Genomic DNA, 13,418 nt, shown 5'->3' with positions numbered 1-13,418 from the left:
CCCAGTGTGACCCGACCCGTCAGCGGGTGCAAAGATCATTTTGCGAAATTGTCTGTGCCCAAGGGCGCTTGGATGCGGTTATACCAGAGATATATCAAAGCCGGGTGGGGCATGTGCCGACGCGCGCGAGATGAGGAGGGCTGGCTGTGGAGCAATACGATTACATCGTCGTGGGGGCCGGCAGCGCAGGCTGCGTCATGGCGAACCGGCTGTCCGAGGACCCCAGGAATCGGGTGCTGTTGCTCGAAGCCGGGGGCAAGGACAACTACCATTGGGTCCATATCCCGGTCGGCTATCTCTATTGCATCGGCAACCCGCGCACCGATTGGGGCTACAAGACCGAGCCGGATGCCGGGTTGAACGGTCGGCAATTGCTTTATCCGCGCGGGCGCATCTTGGGGGGCTGTTCGTCGATCAACGGCATGATCTACATGCGCGGTCAGGCGCGCGATTACGACATGTGGGCGCAGGCGGGCTGCACCGGATGGGGCTGGGACGATGTGCTGCCGTTCTTCAAGCGGCAGGAGGATTTCTTCCTTGGCGAGAGCGCAGAGCATGGCGCGGGCGGTGAGCTTCGGGTCGAGAAGGCGCGGGTGCGATGGGACGTTCTCGACTCCTTCCTCGAAGCCGCCGAGCAGGCGGGCATCCCGCGCACTGACGACTTCAATCGCGGCGATAACGAGGGCGGCGGCTATTTCCATGTGACCCAGAAAAAGGGCTGGCGCTGGAGCGCGCCCAAGGCCTTCTTGCGCCCCGCCAAGAACCGCAAGAACCTTCGCATCGTCACCGGCGCGCAGGTCGAACGGCTGCTGATCGAAGAGGGTCGCGTGGTCGGCGTGCGCTATCAGCAGGACAACGCGCCCTACGAGGTCCGCGCGGGCGAAACGGTTCTCTCGGCGGGCGCAGTGGGGTCGGTGCAGATCCTCGAACTCTCGGGGGTCGGGCGGGGCGATGTGCTCGCCGCTCATGGCATCACACCGGTGGCCGAGGTCGCGGGCGTGGGCGAGAACCTGCAAGACCACCTGCAACTGCGTCTGGTCTACAAGGTGAAGGGCGTCAAAAGCCTTAACACCATGGCGTCGAGCTGGTTCGGTCAGGCGATGATCGGGCTGGAATACGCGCTCAAACGCTCAGGGCCGATGGCGATGGCGCCGAGCCAGGCGGGGATATTCACGCGCTCCTTCCCCGAAAAGGAAAGCGCCGATCTGGAATACCATGTGCAGCCGGTGAGCCTCGACAAGTTCGGCGACCCGGTCCACCCGTTCCCGGGCATGACCGCGAGCGTGTGTAACCTGCGCCCGGAAAGCCGCGGCTCGATCCATATCAAATCGAACAGCTTCCGGGATGCGCCCGCCATCGCGCCGAATTACCTCAGCACCGAGGGCGACCGGCGTGTCGCGGCGCAGTCGCTGCGACTCACCCGCGAAATCGTGCGTCAGCCCGCCTTCGCCCGCTATTCGCCCGAAGAACACCTCCCCGGCCCGAGCTATCAGACCGAGGAAGACCTCGTGCGGGCTGCGGGCAATATCGGCACGACCATCTTTCACCCCGTCGGCACCTGCCGGATGGGGGCGGATGAGGGCTCTGTCGTCGATCCGCGCCTGCGTCTGCGGGCGCTCAGGGGCCTCCGGATCGCCGATGCCTCGGTCATGCCGACGATCACCAGCGGCAATACCAACGCGCCGACGATGATGATCGCCGAGAAATGCGCGCGGATGATGCTGGAGGATGCGAAAGGCTGAGGCCCTCGTCACAGCGACGGCCGGAGGCTCCCATCTCTACACCCGGGGCATCCGTTCGGCATTTTGAATAGGTTTCTCCAAGCAAAAGGCCCCCGGTTTCCGGGGGCCTTTTGTTGTGCATTTGACCATGTCTCAGCCCGCAGCGAGTTTTTTCTCGCGCGCTGCACGCCACGCTTTGTCCGAGGGCGAGATGAAGGTGTAGAACATCGGCACCACGAAGAGCGTGAAGCTGGTTCCGATCAGGAGACCCGCGAAGATCACAAGCCCCATCGCCTGACGCGCGGCAGCGCCTGCGCCCTCGGCGAGGATCAGTGGCACGACGGCGAGCGCCATTGCGGCGGTGGTCATAAGGATCGGACGCAGGCGGATCGTCGCGGCCTTCACGATGGCTTCGCGCCGGGTCAGCGCATGTTCCTCGCGCTGCTGGTTGGCGAACTCGACCATCAGAATGCCGTGCTTCGTGATCAGCCCGACCAGAGTGATCAGGCCCACCTGACTGTAGATGTTCAGCGTCCCAAGCCCGATATTCAACGGAAGCACAGCGCCGAAGATCGTCAGCGGCACCGACATCATGATGATGAAGGGGTCGCGGAAGCTCTCGAACTGGGCCGCCAGCACGAGGTAGATCACCAGAACCGCCGCGCCGAAGGCGAGAAGGATCGTGTTGCCTTGGGTGACCTCGAGCCGGGATTGGCCGGAATAGTCGAGGAAGAAGCCCTCGGGCATGATCTCTTGCGCGATGGAGACAAGCTCCGCGAGGCCATCGCCGGTCGAGACGCCCGGCAGCGGCAGTGCGGTGAGGGTCGATGCGTTCAGCTGGTTGAACTGCTCGATGGAGGCGGCGCTGACACCGGTTTCGATATTCACCACCGAGGACAGGGGCACCATCTCGCCAGTGGCGGCGCGCACGAAATACTGGCCGAGTTGCTCGGGGTTCTCGCGGAAGCTTTGCGGCACCTGCGTGATGATGTCGTAGCTGTTCGAGTCCCGGTCGAACTGCGCGACCGCACCGCCGCCGACCAGAAGGCCCAGCGTCGCACCGATATCCGAAACCGGCACGTTCAGCGACGCCGCCCGGTCGCGGTCGATGGTCACGCGGACCTCGGGGGCATCGAAGGCGAGCGAGTTCTGCACGATGATGAATTTGCCCGACTGCATGGCACGCAGTTTGATCTGGTCGGTGATCTCGGCCACCCGGTCAGGCGAGTGGATCGACTGCACCACCATCGAGATCGGCAGGCCGCCCCCGGTGCCGGGAAGCGTCGGCGGCGCGAAGACGAAGCCTTGCACCCCCGCGACCTGATCGAGTCGCGCCTGAATGTCGGCTTGGATTTCGGCCTGCGAGCGCGTGCGGTCCGCCCAATCCTTGAGCGACCAGATATAGATCCCGGTATTGCCCGCGCCCCCGAAGCCCGCGATCGAGAAATCGACCTTGATCTCTTCGATATCGGCGGTCTTTTCGGCGATCTGATCGGTGTAGAGCTGCGTGTAATCGGTGGTCGCATAACGCGGCCCATTTAAAAAGGCGAAGAGCGCGCCCTGATCCTCGTCCGGGGCAAGCTCGGTCGAGGTCTGGGTGAACATGAACCCGGTTACGCCGACGAGCACGACGACGATGCTGAGCGTCACCCACCGCATCGAGAGCGACCCGTCCACACGCCGCCCGTAGAACGCCGCAAGCTTGTCCGAGGCCTTGTCCACCCATGCCTGGAAGCCAGAGGCGTGGCCCGACTTGAGGAGCCGCGCCGACATCATCGGCGTGATGGTCAGTGCGATGATTCCCGACAAGATCACAGACCCGGCCAGAGTGAAGGCAAACTCCCGGAACAGCGCGCCGGTCAGCCCGCCGGTGAAGCCCAGCGGTGCCAGCACCGCCGCCAGCGTGATCGTCATTGCAATCACCGGGCCGGTGATCTCGCGCATCCCCTGCACGGCGGCGGGAAGCGGCTTCATCCCGTCCTCGATATGGCGGTGGATGTTCTCGACGACCACGATGGCGTCATCCACCACGAGTCCGATGGCCAGAACCATCGCCAGCAGTGTGAGCAGGTTGATCGAATAGCCAAGCGCCAGCAGTACGGCCAGCACCCCCACGAGCGAGAGCGGGATCGTGACGATTGGCATTGCGACGGAACGCAGCGAGCCAAGGAACAGCAGGATCACGACCACCACGATGGCGACAGCCTCGGCAATGGTCTTGAACACCTCGGCAATGGAGGCAGAGATGGTTTCGGTTGAATCGTAGACCATCTCGATCGACATGCCCTCGGGCAGGGTGTTGTTGATATTGGGCAGGTCCGCGATCACCGCCGCCGCCGTGTCGAGCGGGTTGGCCGCCGGCGTCGGATAGACCCCGATGAAAGTGCCGGGGCGCCCGTCGAAGGTCACGATCGCATCTTTTTCGGCGCTGGCGAGTTCGACCTCGGCCACGTCGCGCAGCCGCACAACGGCATCCCCATCCGCCCGGATCGGCAGCGCGCCGAAGGCCTCGGGGGTTTGCAGCGTCGATTTGAGCGTGATCGATTGCGCAATGAACTCGTTCTCGGTCTTGCCGGGGGCCGACAGGAAGTTCGACGCGCGGATCGAGGCAAGCACTTCGGAGGCTGTCACATTGCGAGCGGCGAGTTTCAGCGGATCAAGCCACACCCGCATCGCGTAATTGGACGCGCCGATGATCTCGATTTCTGCCACACCGGGGATCGTCGACATGCGCGGGCGAACCACGCGGTCGAGATATTCGGTCAGCTGCTCGGCGGTCATATTCGGGTTCAACGCCGCCAGATACATCAGCGCGAAGGTCATCCCGGTGCCCTTGACGATGATCGGGTCGTTGGCGTCCTCGGGGAGGTCGCCGCGCACCTGCTGAACCTTGGCCAGAACCTCGGTCAGCGCAACATCAGGGTCGGCGCCGAGCTTCATGTTCACCGAAACGACCGAGGCCGAGGGCCGCGATTGAGAGGTGACGTAGTCGATATTCTCGGTCGTCGCGACAGCGGCGGCGATCGGGGCAGTCACAAAGCCTTGCATGAGGTCCGGCGCCGCGCCCGGATAGACGGTGGTGATCGTCACCACGGTCTCTTCGACTTCCGGGTATTCGCGCACGGGCAGGCTGAAGAAGGCCTGGAACCCGAGGAGGAGCATGAAGGCGCCCAGCACGGTCGAGAGCACCGGGCGGCGGATGAAGAGTTCAGTGAAATGCATCGCGCGGACCCCTTACTGCGCCGCGGCGGGCGCTTCGGCGGCCACCGGGGCAACCGAATTGTCGATCAGCACACGCGCGCCGGGCGAGAGTTTATTCTGTCCGGCATTGACCACGCGGTCCCCGGCTTCAAGGCCGGTGACGATCTCGACGAGGTCGGCGGAACGGCGGCCCAGTTCGACAAAGACCTGACGGGCGATCAGTTGCGGCTCCTCCGCCCCTTCGGGCGTTTCTTCGCGGATCACAAAGACCGAGTCGCCATAGAGGTTCGAGCTGACCACGGTCTGCGGCAGGGCGATGACGCCATCCACCTCGGCCAGATCGACGCGCACGCGCAGGAACTGGCCCGGCGTCAGCTTGTCTTCGGCATTCTCGACCTCGGCGCGAAGCGTCACGAGGCGCGAATTGGGGTCGATCTTTGGCTCGATCCCGGTCACCTCACCCGAGAGCGACAGATCGCCCACCTCGGAGGTCACGGTCACAGGCTGACCGACCGACACGAGGCCCGCATCTTGTTCTGACAGGGTGAAGTCCACACGCATGTTCTCGCGGTCCTGAAGCGTTGCGTAGGTCGTGCCTGCCGTCACAAACTGACCGATCTCGATGCGCGGAATCCCGATCGTGCCGCCGAAGGGCGCGGTCAGTTGCTTGGTTTCCAGAACAGCCTTCAGCTTGGCGACGGTCGAGCGCGCTTCCACGGCGCCGGCTTCGGCTTGATCGAGGGTGGTGGTCGCAGAGACACCGCGCTCGCGCAGTTCACGGGCGCGGGTCAGCGAGGTCTCGGCAAGCGCGAGGGCAGCCTCGGCGGCGGCAAGGTCGGCGCGCTCGGTTCGGTCGTCGATCTGCACCAGAAGCTGCCCCTCTTCGACGCGGTCGTTCGCGGCAAAGCGGATTTCACGGACGATGCCGGCGGCCTCGGTCGCCAGATCGACGCCGCGCGCCGCGGTCGCCGTGCCGATGGCATCCAGCCCCGGCGTCCACCGGGTCAGCGCGACATCGCTGACCGAAACGGTGACGGGCGGCGGAGTCATGCCCGCGAAGAACTCCGCGATCATCTTGGAGCGGAACAGGTTGAAGCCGACGATCCCGCCCGCAACGAGAATAAGGGCAAGGAAGGCAAGAAAGGCGCGCTTGATCATGGGATCTCCGGTCAAAATTCAGCGCGCCCGATGGACTCGGGCGCGGACATATCTGAACTGAATGGTTCAGATATTCGATGTCTTGTCAATCTCCGCCCTAAAATGGCTCACCAAATCGCGAGGGCAAGGCGAAAGCCTGTGCGGAAATTGGGCTCCCTGCTGTGCGCCTGTGCGGATGACGTTGCGGCATGCAGGGCGGCTATGCGCTGAAACGCCTACCTTTTGACAATAGAATGATCGGATAATGAAACGGTAACCTGTGTGCCGCAGGCTAAGCCCTGCTCTGATGTGAGGTAAGTGCATGTTCATCGACCCTGTTTCGGCCATGCGGCTGACGTTTGAGGCGACCCGGATCGGGATCGACTCACAATTCGTGATCGGAATGCGCGTCGCGGGGATGATGGGCTTTTGGGCCACCGAGCCGGCAGAGATAACCCGCATGATCGCAGAGAAGCCGCGCGCCGCGCAGCAGGCATTTCAGGCCGCGACGCGGGCCGCTATCCGGGGGGAGTCGCCTGACAAGGTGCTTTCGGCAGGTATGAAGCCGATTGGCAAACGTGCGTCGCACAATGTCAACCGTTTGAAAAAACGCGGCCCCGCGCTGCCCTGAGCGGTTGGGGCGCTGCGAAAACGCCGGGCGAAAGGCCCGGCGTTTTGCGTTTTAGCTGCTGCTGACCGTGGCGGGCGTCACCATCGCTGCCATGATGGCCGCAGTGTCGATCACCCCGATAGGCGTTCCCTTGCGGTCCACAACCTGCGCGCTTTGCGCCCCGGCGGCGGTCATTTCCCGCGCGACGAGTTCCAGCACTTTACGGCCCTCGACGCGGAGTTCGGGCGGGGTTTCACCTTCCGCCATCGGGCGTGCCAGACGGTCCGCATGGATCACGCGGCCCCGGTTCACCTCGCGCACGAATTCCGCGATGTAGTCGTTCGCGGGCCGCAGCACGATATCCTGCCCCGAGCCCACCTGCTCCAGCGCGCCATCACGCAGGATAGCGATGGAATCGCCCAGACGCAGCGCCTCGTCGAGGTCGTGGGTGATGAAGATGATGGTCTTGTGCAACTCGTCCTGAAGGTCGAGCAGCACCTTTTGCATATCCATCCGAATGAGCGGGTCGAGCGCCGAGAAGGCCTCATCCATCAAAAGAATATCGGCGTCGTTGGCGAGCGCGCGGGCCAGACCCACGCGTTGCTGCATGCCGCCCGAAAGCTGCGCGGGATAGTTGTCCTCGAAGCCCGACAGCCCCACCCGGTCGATCCATTTGCGCGCAATCGGCTCCGACTCCGTGCGTGGCACACCCCTGATGTCGAGCCCGTAGCAGGTATTTTCCAGAACGGTTCGGTGTGGCAGCAGAGCGAATTTCTGGAACACCATCGCGGTCTTGGTGCGCCGGAATTCGCGCAATTGCTCTGCGCTCATACTGACGACGTCCTGCCCCTCGTAGAGGATCTCGCCAGCGGTCGGCGCGATCAGCCCGTTGATATGGCGGATCAGGGTCGATTTTCCCGACCCGGACAGGCCCATGATAACCGAGATCTGCCCCGGCTCGAGATCGAGCGAGATGTTCTGAAGGCCGAGCACATGGTTGTGCCGGTCGTTCAGCTCTTCCTTGGTCATGCCCTTCTTGACGGCGTCGATATAGCGTTCGGGATGCGGTCCGAAGATCTTGTAGAGATTGCGGATCTGGATCCCGGAGCGGGCGATGTCTGTGGTCTCAGTCATGGCCGACCCCCTGATGCTTTTGCAGCCGTTTACCGAAGGCCTGCGACGTGCGGTCGAAGATGATGGCGATGGCCACCAGTGCAAAGCCGTTCAGGAAGCCCACGGTGAAATACTGGTTGGTGATGGCCTGAAGCACGTTCTTGCCAAGGCCGCCCACGCCAACCATCGAGGCCACGACGACCATCGAAAGCGACATCATGATGGTCTGGTTGACCCCGGTCATGATCGTCGGAAGCGAGAGCGGAAGCTGCACGCCCCAGAGCTTCTGCCGCGGGTTGGCGCCGAACGCGTCGGCCGCTTCGATCACCTCGCGGTCCACGAGACGAATGCCAAGGTTCGTCAGCCGGATCATCGGCGGCACGGCATAGATCACCACGGCGATCAGTCCCGGCACCTTACCGATGCCGAAGATCACCACGACCGGGATCAGATAGACGAAGGAGGGCAAGGTCTGCATGACGTCGAGAACCGGCGTGAGGAAGGCCTGAAACCGGTCCGAGCGGGCCATCAGGATACCCAATGGCAACCCGATCAGGATGGCGACCAAGGTGGCCACCGTCACCATGGCCAGCGTGATCATCGTGTCCTCCCAAAGCCCGAAAACCCCGATCAGCCCCATCGCGATGGTCGTGCCGACCATGGTCTGCCATTTGCGCGACCCGGCCCAGACGATAGCGAGCAGGAGGAGGAGGATCACGACCCAAGGGGCTTCGGTGAAGATGTCTTCAAGGGTGTTGAGAAAGATTTGAAGCGGTGCGGTGGCCGCGTCGATCGCGTCCGAATAGGTGCGCACGAGATCGCGGAACCCGGTGTCGATGCTCTTGCGCATGCCGCGCAGCGTGCCGTTCGAGAGGGACGGAAACTCACACAGGAGCTCGGGGAGACCCCAGCAACTGGCCATTGGCTATCCTCCGGTCAGGATGAAAGAAGCGCGGGAGACCAGCCCCCGCGCATACTGTTTCTTGGCGTGCCTCAGAGGGCGGCTTCGACCTTGGCGGCAACTTCCGGCGAGACCCACGACTTCCACATGTCCTTGTAGGTTTCGAGGAAGTAATAGGCCGTGTCTTCGTTGTTGCCCTGGTTCTCGTCCATCCATGCGAGCACCTGACCGACGGTCTGGTTGTCCCACTTGCGGGTCTGGACATAGTTCATGGCGACACCCGCCTTTTCCGCGAATTCCTTGGTCACGACGGTGAACACGTCAGAGATCGGATAGGCGTTCGGCTTGGGATCTTCGCACTCGGCTTGCGAGGTGCAGGCGTCCCAATATTCCTTGTCATTCGGCACGCCCCAGTCGAGCGCGACCATTTCGTATTTGCCAAGGATGGCGGTCGGGGCCCAGTAATAACCCAGCCAGCCTGCCTGACGCTCATAGGCATTGGCGATGGAGCCGTCGAGACCCGCCGCCGAACCCGTGTCGATCAGGTCGAAGCCTTTGGTCTCGGCGTCATAGGCCTTGAACAGGTTGGCGGTCGAAATCTGACAATTCCAGCCCGAGGGGCAGTTGTGCACGGCCCCGCGCGAGGGGTCTTCGGGTGCCGGGAACAGTTCCGGGTGCTCAAGCGCGTCGGCCACGGTCTTGATCTCGGGATGTGCGTCGGCGAGATATTTCGGGATCCACCAGCCTTCGACCCCGCCATCCGACAGAAGCGGTGCGGCGATCACCATGCGCCCCTCGGCAACCGCCGCATCGAGCGCGTTCTTCACGGCATTGACCCAGAGTTCCGGCGCCATGTCCGGTTCGGCTTTTTCGTTCATCGAGGTGAAGGTCGGCATGGTGTCGCCGGTCACCAGCGTCACATCGCAGCCGTAGCCCTCTTCGAGGATGACCTTGTCGACCCAGGCGGCGACACCGGCCGAGGCCCAGTTCATTTCCGCGATCGAGACGGTGCCGCAGTCTTCGGCAAAAGCCGGAGCGGCAAGCGCCGCGAAGGGCAGGGACAGCATGAGTTTGGCAAGATTGGCCTTCATGGGTGGTTACTCCTGTCTGGCAGCGTTATCGAAATCGTCGGGCACGCTGCACCGCCTCGACGACGTGAATGGATCGGGCCCCGATGGGCCGTTCAGATGGTCCATGTTGCAAGTCGCGCCTTTTGCGGAGGGCGTGAATTGCTCAAAACCGACGCTACATGTCGTAAATAGAATATATTTCAGGTGCAAGGCGGAATGCACCTTGGCGGGCGGGAGCTGCTGCCCGACGTGGCGGCATGGACAAAAGCGCCAATCGGCCTCAGTAGCGAGCAAGGATGCGAGCGGCGCTGCCGGTCGCGCGCGCAATGACAGACGAGGCAAGACAGTGCTGCAAGGTTCGACCATTCTCCTGACCGGCGGGACCGGCTCTTTCGGAAGCCGCTTCGTGCCGATGACGCTCGAGCGCTACAAGCCCAAGCGCATCATCATCTATTCGCGCGACGAGATGAAACAGTGGGAAATGGCCAAGCAATATGGCGATAATCCTGCCGTGCGGTTCTTCATCGGCGATGTGCGTGACCGCGAGCGGCTTTATCGCGCGATGGACGGGGTGGACTATGTGGTCCATGCGGCGGCTACCAAGATCGTGCCGACCGCCGAATACAACCCGTTCGAATGTGTCAAAACCAACATCAACGGCGCGATGAACGTGATTGACGCGTGCATCGACAAGGGCGTGAAGCGCTGCGTGGCGCTCTCGACCGACAAGGCGTCGAGCCCGGTAAACCTCTAAGGCGCGACCAAGCTGGCCTCGGACAAGCTGTTCGTGGCGGGCAACTCCTACGCGGGCTCCAAGGACTGCCGTTTCTCGGTGGTGCGCTACGGCAACGTGATGGGCTCGCGTGGCTCGGTCATTCCGTTCTTCCTCTCGCTCAAGGACAACGCCGCCCTGCCGATCACCGATGCGCGGATGACGCGCTTCATGATTACGCTCGAGCAAGGCGTGGAGCTGGTCTGGCATGCGCTGGAGGACATGGTCGGTGGCGAAATCTACGTCCGCAAGATCCCCTCGATGAACATTCTCGACATCGCCAAGGCCGTCGCGCCCGAAGCCGCGCACGAGATCATCGGCATCCGTCCGGGCGAGAAACTGCACGAGCAGATGATCGGCCCCGAGGATGCAGCGCATACCTATGAATATGCCGATCACTTCAAGATCATCCCGGCGATCCACAACTGGTCCAAGGACCCGGTGCGCATCAAGGACGGCAAGCCCGTGCCGGAAGGCTTCGAGTATTCCTCGGAGAAGAACACCGAGTGGATGGGCGTTGAAGAGCTTCAGAAATGGGTCTCGGACAACTCTGACAAGATCGGCAAGTTTTGATGATCCCCTATGGCCGTCAGGATATCTCGGATGAGGATATCGCCGCCGTCGAGGCTGTGCTGCGCTCGGATTTCCTGACGCAGGGGCCGGCGGTGCCGCGTTTCGAGGCGGCGATCAAGGCGGCCACGGGGGCGGAGCATGCGCTTGCGGTCAATTCGGCGACCTCGGCGCTGCATATCGCTTGCATGGCGCTGGATCTTGGTCCGGGGGACTGGCTTTGGACGGTGCCGAATACCTTTGTCGCTTCGGCCAATTGCGGGATCTATTGCGGGGCAGAGGTCGATTTCGTCGATATCGACCCAGAGACCTATGTGATGTGCCCCAAGGCGCTTGAGGCCAAGCTGGTCGCGGCCAAAGGGGCGGGGCGTTTGCCGAAGGTGATCGTGCCGGTGCATTTTGCCGGCCAAAGCGCGGATATGGCGGCCATCGGGGCGCTGGCGCGGGCCTATGGGGTGCGCGTGATCGAGGATGCGAGCCACGCCATCGGCGCCCGCTATCAGGGAGCGCCGGTCGGCAATTGCGCCCATTCCGACATCTGCGTTTTCAGTTTTCATCCGGTCAAGATCGTGACCACCGCCGAGGGCGGCGTGGCGACCACCAATGACGCGCACCTTGCGCAGCGGATGGAGCTGCATCGCTCGCACGGGGTCACGCGCGATCCGTCGCTTCTGCAAGAAGACAGCCCCGGCGGCTGGTATTACGAACAGGTCGCTTTGGGCTACAACTACCGCATGACCGAGATGCAGGCCGCGCTCGGCGCAAGCCAGATGACCCGGCTCGACGCCTTCGTCGCGCGCCGGAACGTGCTGGCGGCGCGCTACGACCGGCTGCTGGCCGATCTGCCGCTCACGCGCCCGGTGCAGAACCCCGACAGCTATTCCGCCTATCACCTCTACCCGATTCAGGTCGAGGATCGCGCCCGCGTGTTCGCCTATCTGCGCGAGAACGGGATCGGTGTGAATGTCCACTACATTCCCGTTCACACCCAGCCCTTCTATTGCGCGCGCGGCTTCGCACGCGGCGATTTCCCGGCGGCCGAGGCCTATTACGACCGCGCCATCTCGATCCCGCTTTATGCGGGCCTGACCGAGGCCGATCAGGACCGGGTGTTCGAGGTGCTCAGGGCTGCGCTTCAGGCTTCAAAAGTCGGGGCGATCTCACGCTGGATCAGCCCGAGAATCGTCCGGGCCGCTCCCGCATCATTTTTCGCCTCGTCATAGTCCTTGACGATTTTGACGTAATGCCGATCTACGACCCCATCATGGGCCTGTGCCAGAAGATCGCCCATCGCGGCCTCTAGCGCGGTATGATTTACGCCTGTCCCGGAGATCTCTGCGTAGGTCAGGCCTTCGCGCCATTCGGTCACGCCGGGCAGCTTGCGATACCACGCGTTGCCAAAGACCAGAGCGGGCACACCTTGCCGTATCGCCTCCCACCCCACGGTTCCGGTGATGGTGGCGACGAATCTGGCACCCGCCGTCAACTTATGGGTATCGGCCCAGCTTGGCAGGAAGACCACAGAGGGAATCCGCTTCAGCCGGTGAAAGAAAAGCGGGCCGCGCATATACGCGCCTTGCTTGGGGTTTTCCTTTACGAGGATACGGACACCTTTGGGCAAGATCCCCGCCAGCCGCTCGATCGCATAGGCTTGGTCGCGGAAGCGCCCGCCCAGAGCACTTGTCGTCATTTCCGGCTGAAGCTGAAGCGGGAAATAGATATAGTCCCCGGACAGATCGACCTCTTGGTCCTCGAACGTCGCAAGCTGGTCGAAATAGGCAAGTTCGTCCTCGTGAAAGAAGCGCGCAAAAGGGTCCCGCCATTTTGGGAAAGCGCCGTAGGTCTTTTTCATGTGCCTCACAAGCCGGGCAACATAGACCGGGTTCAGTGCTTTCAGGGGGCGCTTGAGCGCGAGGAAGGTCAGTAGCTGTAATAATGCCTTGCCAGAGATTTTGCCGCCCTCCTCGCGTTGCTGTTTAATCCCAGCCATGTAAAATAGTTCGGGCTTGCTGCCTTTTTCGATCGCGAAGTGCTCTGCTCCGCCGAGAGGAACAAACCCGCCATAGGCTGCCGGGTCGGTCATGGAAAAGAACTTTGCCGGAAACAGTGATTGGGTCACTATCGTCGTTGGAATGTTCAGGGCTTTGGCAGCCTGGTAGAATATTGTGTCATAGGCCAAATGCGGGACGTTGAAGAAAAGACAGTGATTGACACCTCGATCAATCAAAGTTTGCGCCGCAACATCGGCAAGCGTGTGATAGTAGTCCACATAATCCTGCATCGTCCTGAGCGGATGACATTTATGCGAACAAATATCCGACCT

At 62.5% G+C, this 13,418-nt stretch carries 9 protein-coding genes and 1 pseudogene; 4 read left to right on the top strand and 6 right to left on the bottom strand.

The genetic code is table 11. The features are described from left to right. Window positions 1–146: 146 nt before the first annotated feature. On the top strand, window positions 147–1,742 hold the full coding sequence (locus tag P0X85_RS02020; protein WP_275807622.1) for a GMC family oxidoreductase: 1,596 nt from the start codon (window positions 147–149) through the stop codon (window positions 1,740–1,742). Window positions 1,743–1,874: 132 nt separating this feature from the next. Here P0X85_RS02020 and P0X85_RS02015 read toward each other — a convergent pair whose 3' ends face one another. Both P0X85_RS02015 and P0X85_RS02010 read right to left on the bottom strand, forming a co-directional pair. Next, window positions 1,875–4,943 (bottom strand): efflux RND transporter permease subunit, encoded by a 3,069-nt coding sequence (locus P0X85_RS02015; protein WP_275807620.1) that lies wholly within the window; start codon window positions 4,941–4,943, stop codon window positions 1,875–1,877. A 12-nt stretch (window positions 4,944–4,955) separates the two neighbouring features. Next, window positions 4,956–6,080, bottom strand: coding sequence for an efflux RND transporter periplasmic adaptor subunit (locus tag P0X85_RS02010; protein ID WP_275807617.1), 1,125 nt, complete (start codon window positions 6,078–6,080; stop codon window positions 4,956–4,958). A gap of 301 nt (window positions 6,081–6,381) precedes the next feature. On the opposite strand from P0X85_RS02010, the gene P0X85_RS02005 reads away from it, so the two are divergent. Next, window positions 6,382–6,690: a hypothetical protein gene (locus tag P0X85_RS02005; RefSeq protein ID WP_275807614.1), complete on the top strand. Its 309-nt coding sequence runs from the start codon at window positions 6,382–6,384 to the stop codon at window positions 6,688–6,690. Between the two features lie 51 nt (window positions 6,691–6,741). On the opposite strand, the gene P0X85_RS02000 is transcribed toward P0X85_RS02005, so the two are convergent. The 3 genes from P0X85_RS02000 to P0X85_RS01990 form a co-directional block, all read right to left on the bottom strand. After that, a complete protein-coding gene (locus P0X85_RS02000; protein ID WP_275807611.1) occupies window positions 6,742–7,803 on the bottom strand; it encodes a quaternary amine ABC transporter ATP-binding protein in 1,062 nt (353 codons plus the stop codon). After that, window positions 7,796–8,704, bottom strand: a complete 909-nt coding sequence (locus P0X85_RS01995) for an ABC transporter permease (RefSeq protein WP_275807608.1) — start codon at window positions 8,702–8,704, stop codon at window positions 7,796–7,798. The genes P0X85_RS02000 and P0X85_RS01995 overlap by 8 nt, the downstream gene beginning before the upstream one ends. A 71-nt stretch (window positions 8,705–8,775) precedes the next feature. Continuing rightward, window positions 8,776–9,774, bottom strand: a complete 999-nt coding sequence (locus P0X85_RS01990) for a glycine betaine ABC transporter substrate-binding protein (RefSeq protein WP_275807605.1) — start codon at window positions 9,772–9,774, stop codon at window positions 8,776–8,778. Here P0X85_RS01990 and pseB point away from each other — a divergent pair. Further along, a pseudogene (pseB, locus tag P0X85_RS01985) lies at window positions 9,749–11,098 on the top strand (UDP-N-acetylglucosamine 4,6-dehydratase (inverting)). The gene P0X85_RS01990 and the pseudogene pseB overlap by 26 nt on opposite strands. Continuing rightward, the gene (gene pseC / locus P0X85_RS01980) at window positions 11,098–12,318 is read left to right on the top strand and encodes a UDP-4-amino-4,6-dideoxy-N-acetyl-beta-L-altrosamine transaminase (protein WP_275807602.1); all 1,221 of its coding nucleotides are present in this window, start codon (window positions 11,098–11,100) and stop codon (window positions 12,316–12,318) included. The pseudogene pseB and the gene pseC overlap by 1 nt, the downstream one beginning before the upstream one ends. On the opposite strand, the gene P0X85_RS01975 is transcribed toward pseC, so the two are convergent. Further along, window positions 12,231–13,376, bottom strand: coding sequence for a capsular polysaccharide export protein, LipB/KpsS family (locus P0X85_RS01975; protein ID WP_275807599.1), 1,146 nt, complete (start codon window positions 13,374–13,376; stop codon window positions 12,231–12,233). The two genes, pseC and P0X85_RS01975, sit on opposite strands and share 88 nt — an antisense overlap. Window positions 13,377–13,418: the final 42 nt, after the last annotated feature.

Origin of the sequence: Pseudothioclava nitratireducens (genome assembly GCF_029210495.1) — a bacterium.
GTDB lineage: Bacteria > Pseudomonadota > Alphaproteobacteria > Rhodobacterales > Rhodobacteraceae > Pseudothioclava > Pseudothioclava nitratireducens.
This window is presented reverse-complemented; position numbering and strand designations above follow the sequence as displayed.

Excerpts from the sequence above, each read along its gene's own strand:
- P0X85_RS02015 (WP_275807620.1), bottom strand. The coding sequence starts at position 4,943 with ATGCATTTCACTGAACTCTTCATCCGCCGCCCGGTGCTCTCGACCGTG.
- P0X85_RS02010 (WP_275807617.1), bottom strand. The coding sequence starts at position 6,080 with ATGATCAAGCGCGCCTTTCTTGCCTTCCTTGCCCTTATTCTCGTTGCG.
- P0X85_RS02005 (WP_275807614.1), top strand. The coding sequence starts at position 6,382 with ATGTTCATCGACCCTGTTTCGGCCATGCGGCTGACGTTTGAGGCGACC.
- P0X85_RS02000 (WP_275807611.1), bottom strand. The coding sequence starts at position 7,803 with ATGACTGAGACCACAGACATCGCCCGCTCCGGGATCCAGATCCGCAAT.
- P0X85_RS01995 (WP_275807608.1), bottom strand. The coding sequence starts at position 8,704 with ATGGCCAGTTGCTGGGGTCTCCCCGAGCTCCTGTGTGAGTTTCCGTCC.
- P0X85_RS01990 (WP_275807605.1), bottom strand. The coding sequence starts at position 9,774 with ATGAAGGCCAATCTTGCCAAACTCATGCTGTCCCTGCCCTTCGCGGCG.
- pseC (WP_275807602.1), top strand. The coding sequence starts at position 11,098 with ATGATCCCCTATGGCCGTCAGGATATCTCGGATGAGGATATCGCCGCC.
- P0X85_RS01975 (WP_275807599.1), bottom strand. The coding sequence starts at position 13,376 with ATGCAGGATTATGTGGACTACTATCACACGCTTGCCGATGTTGCGGCG.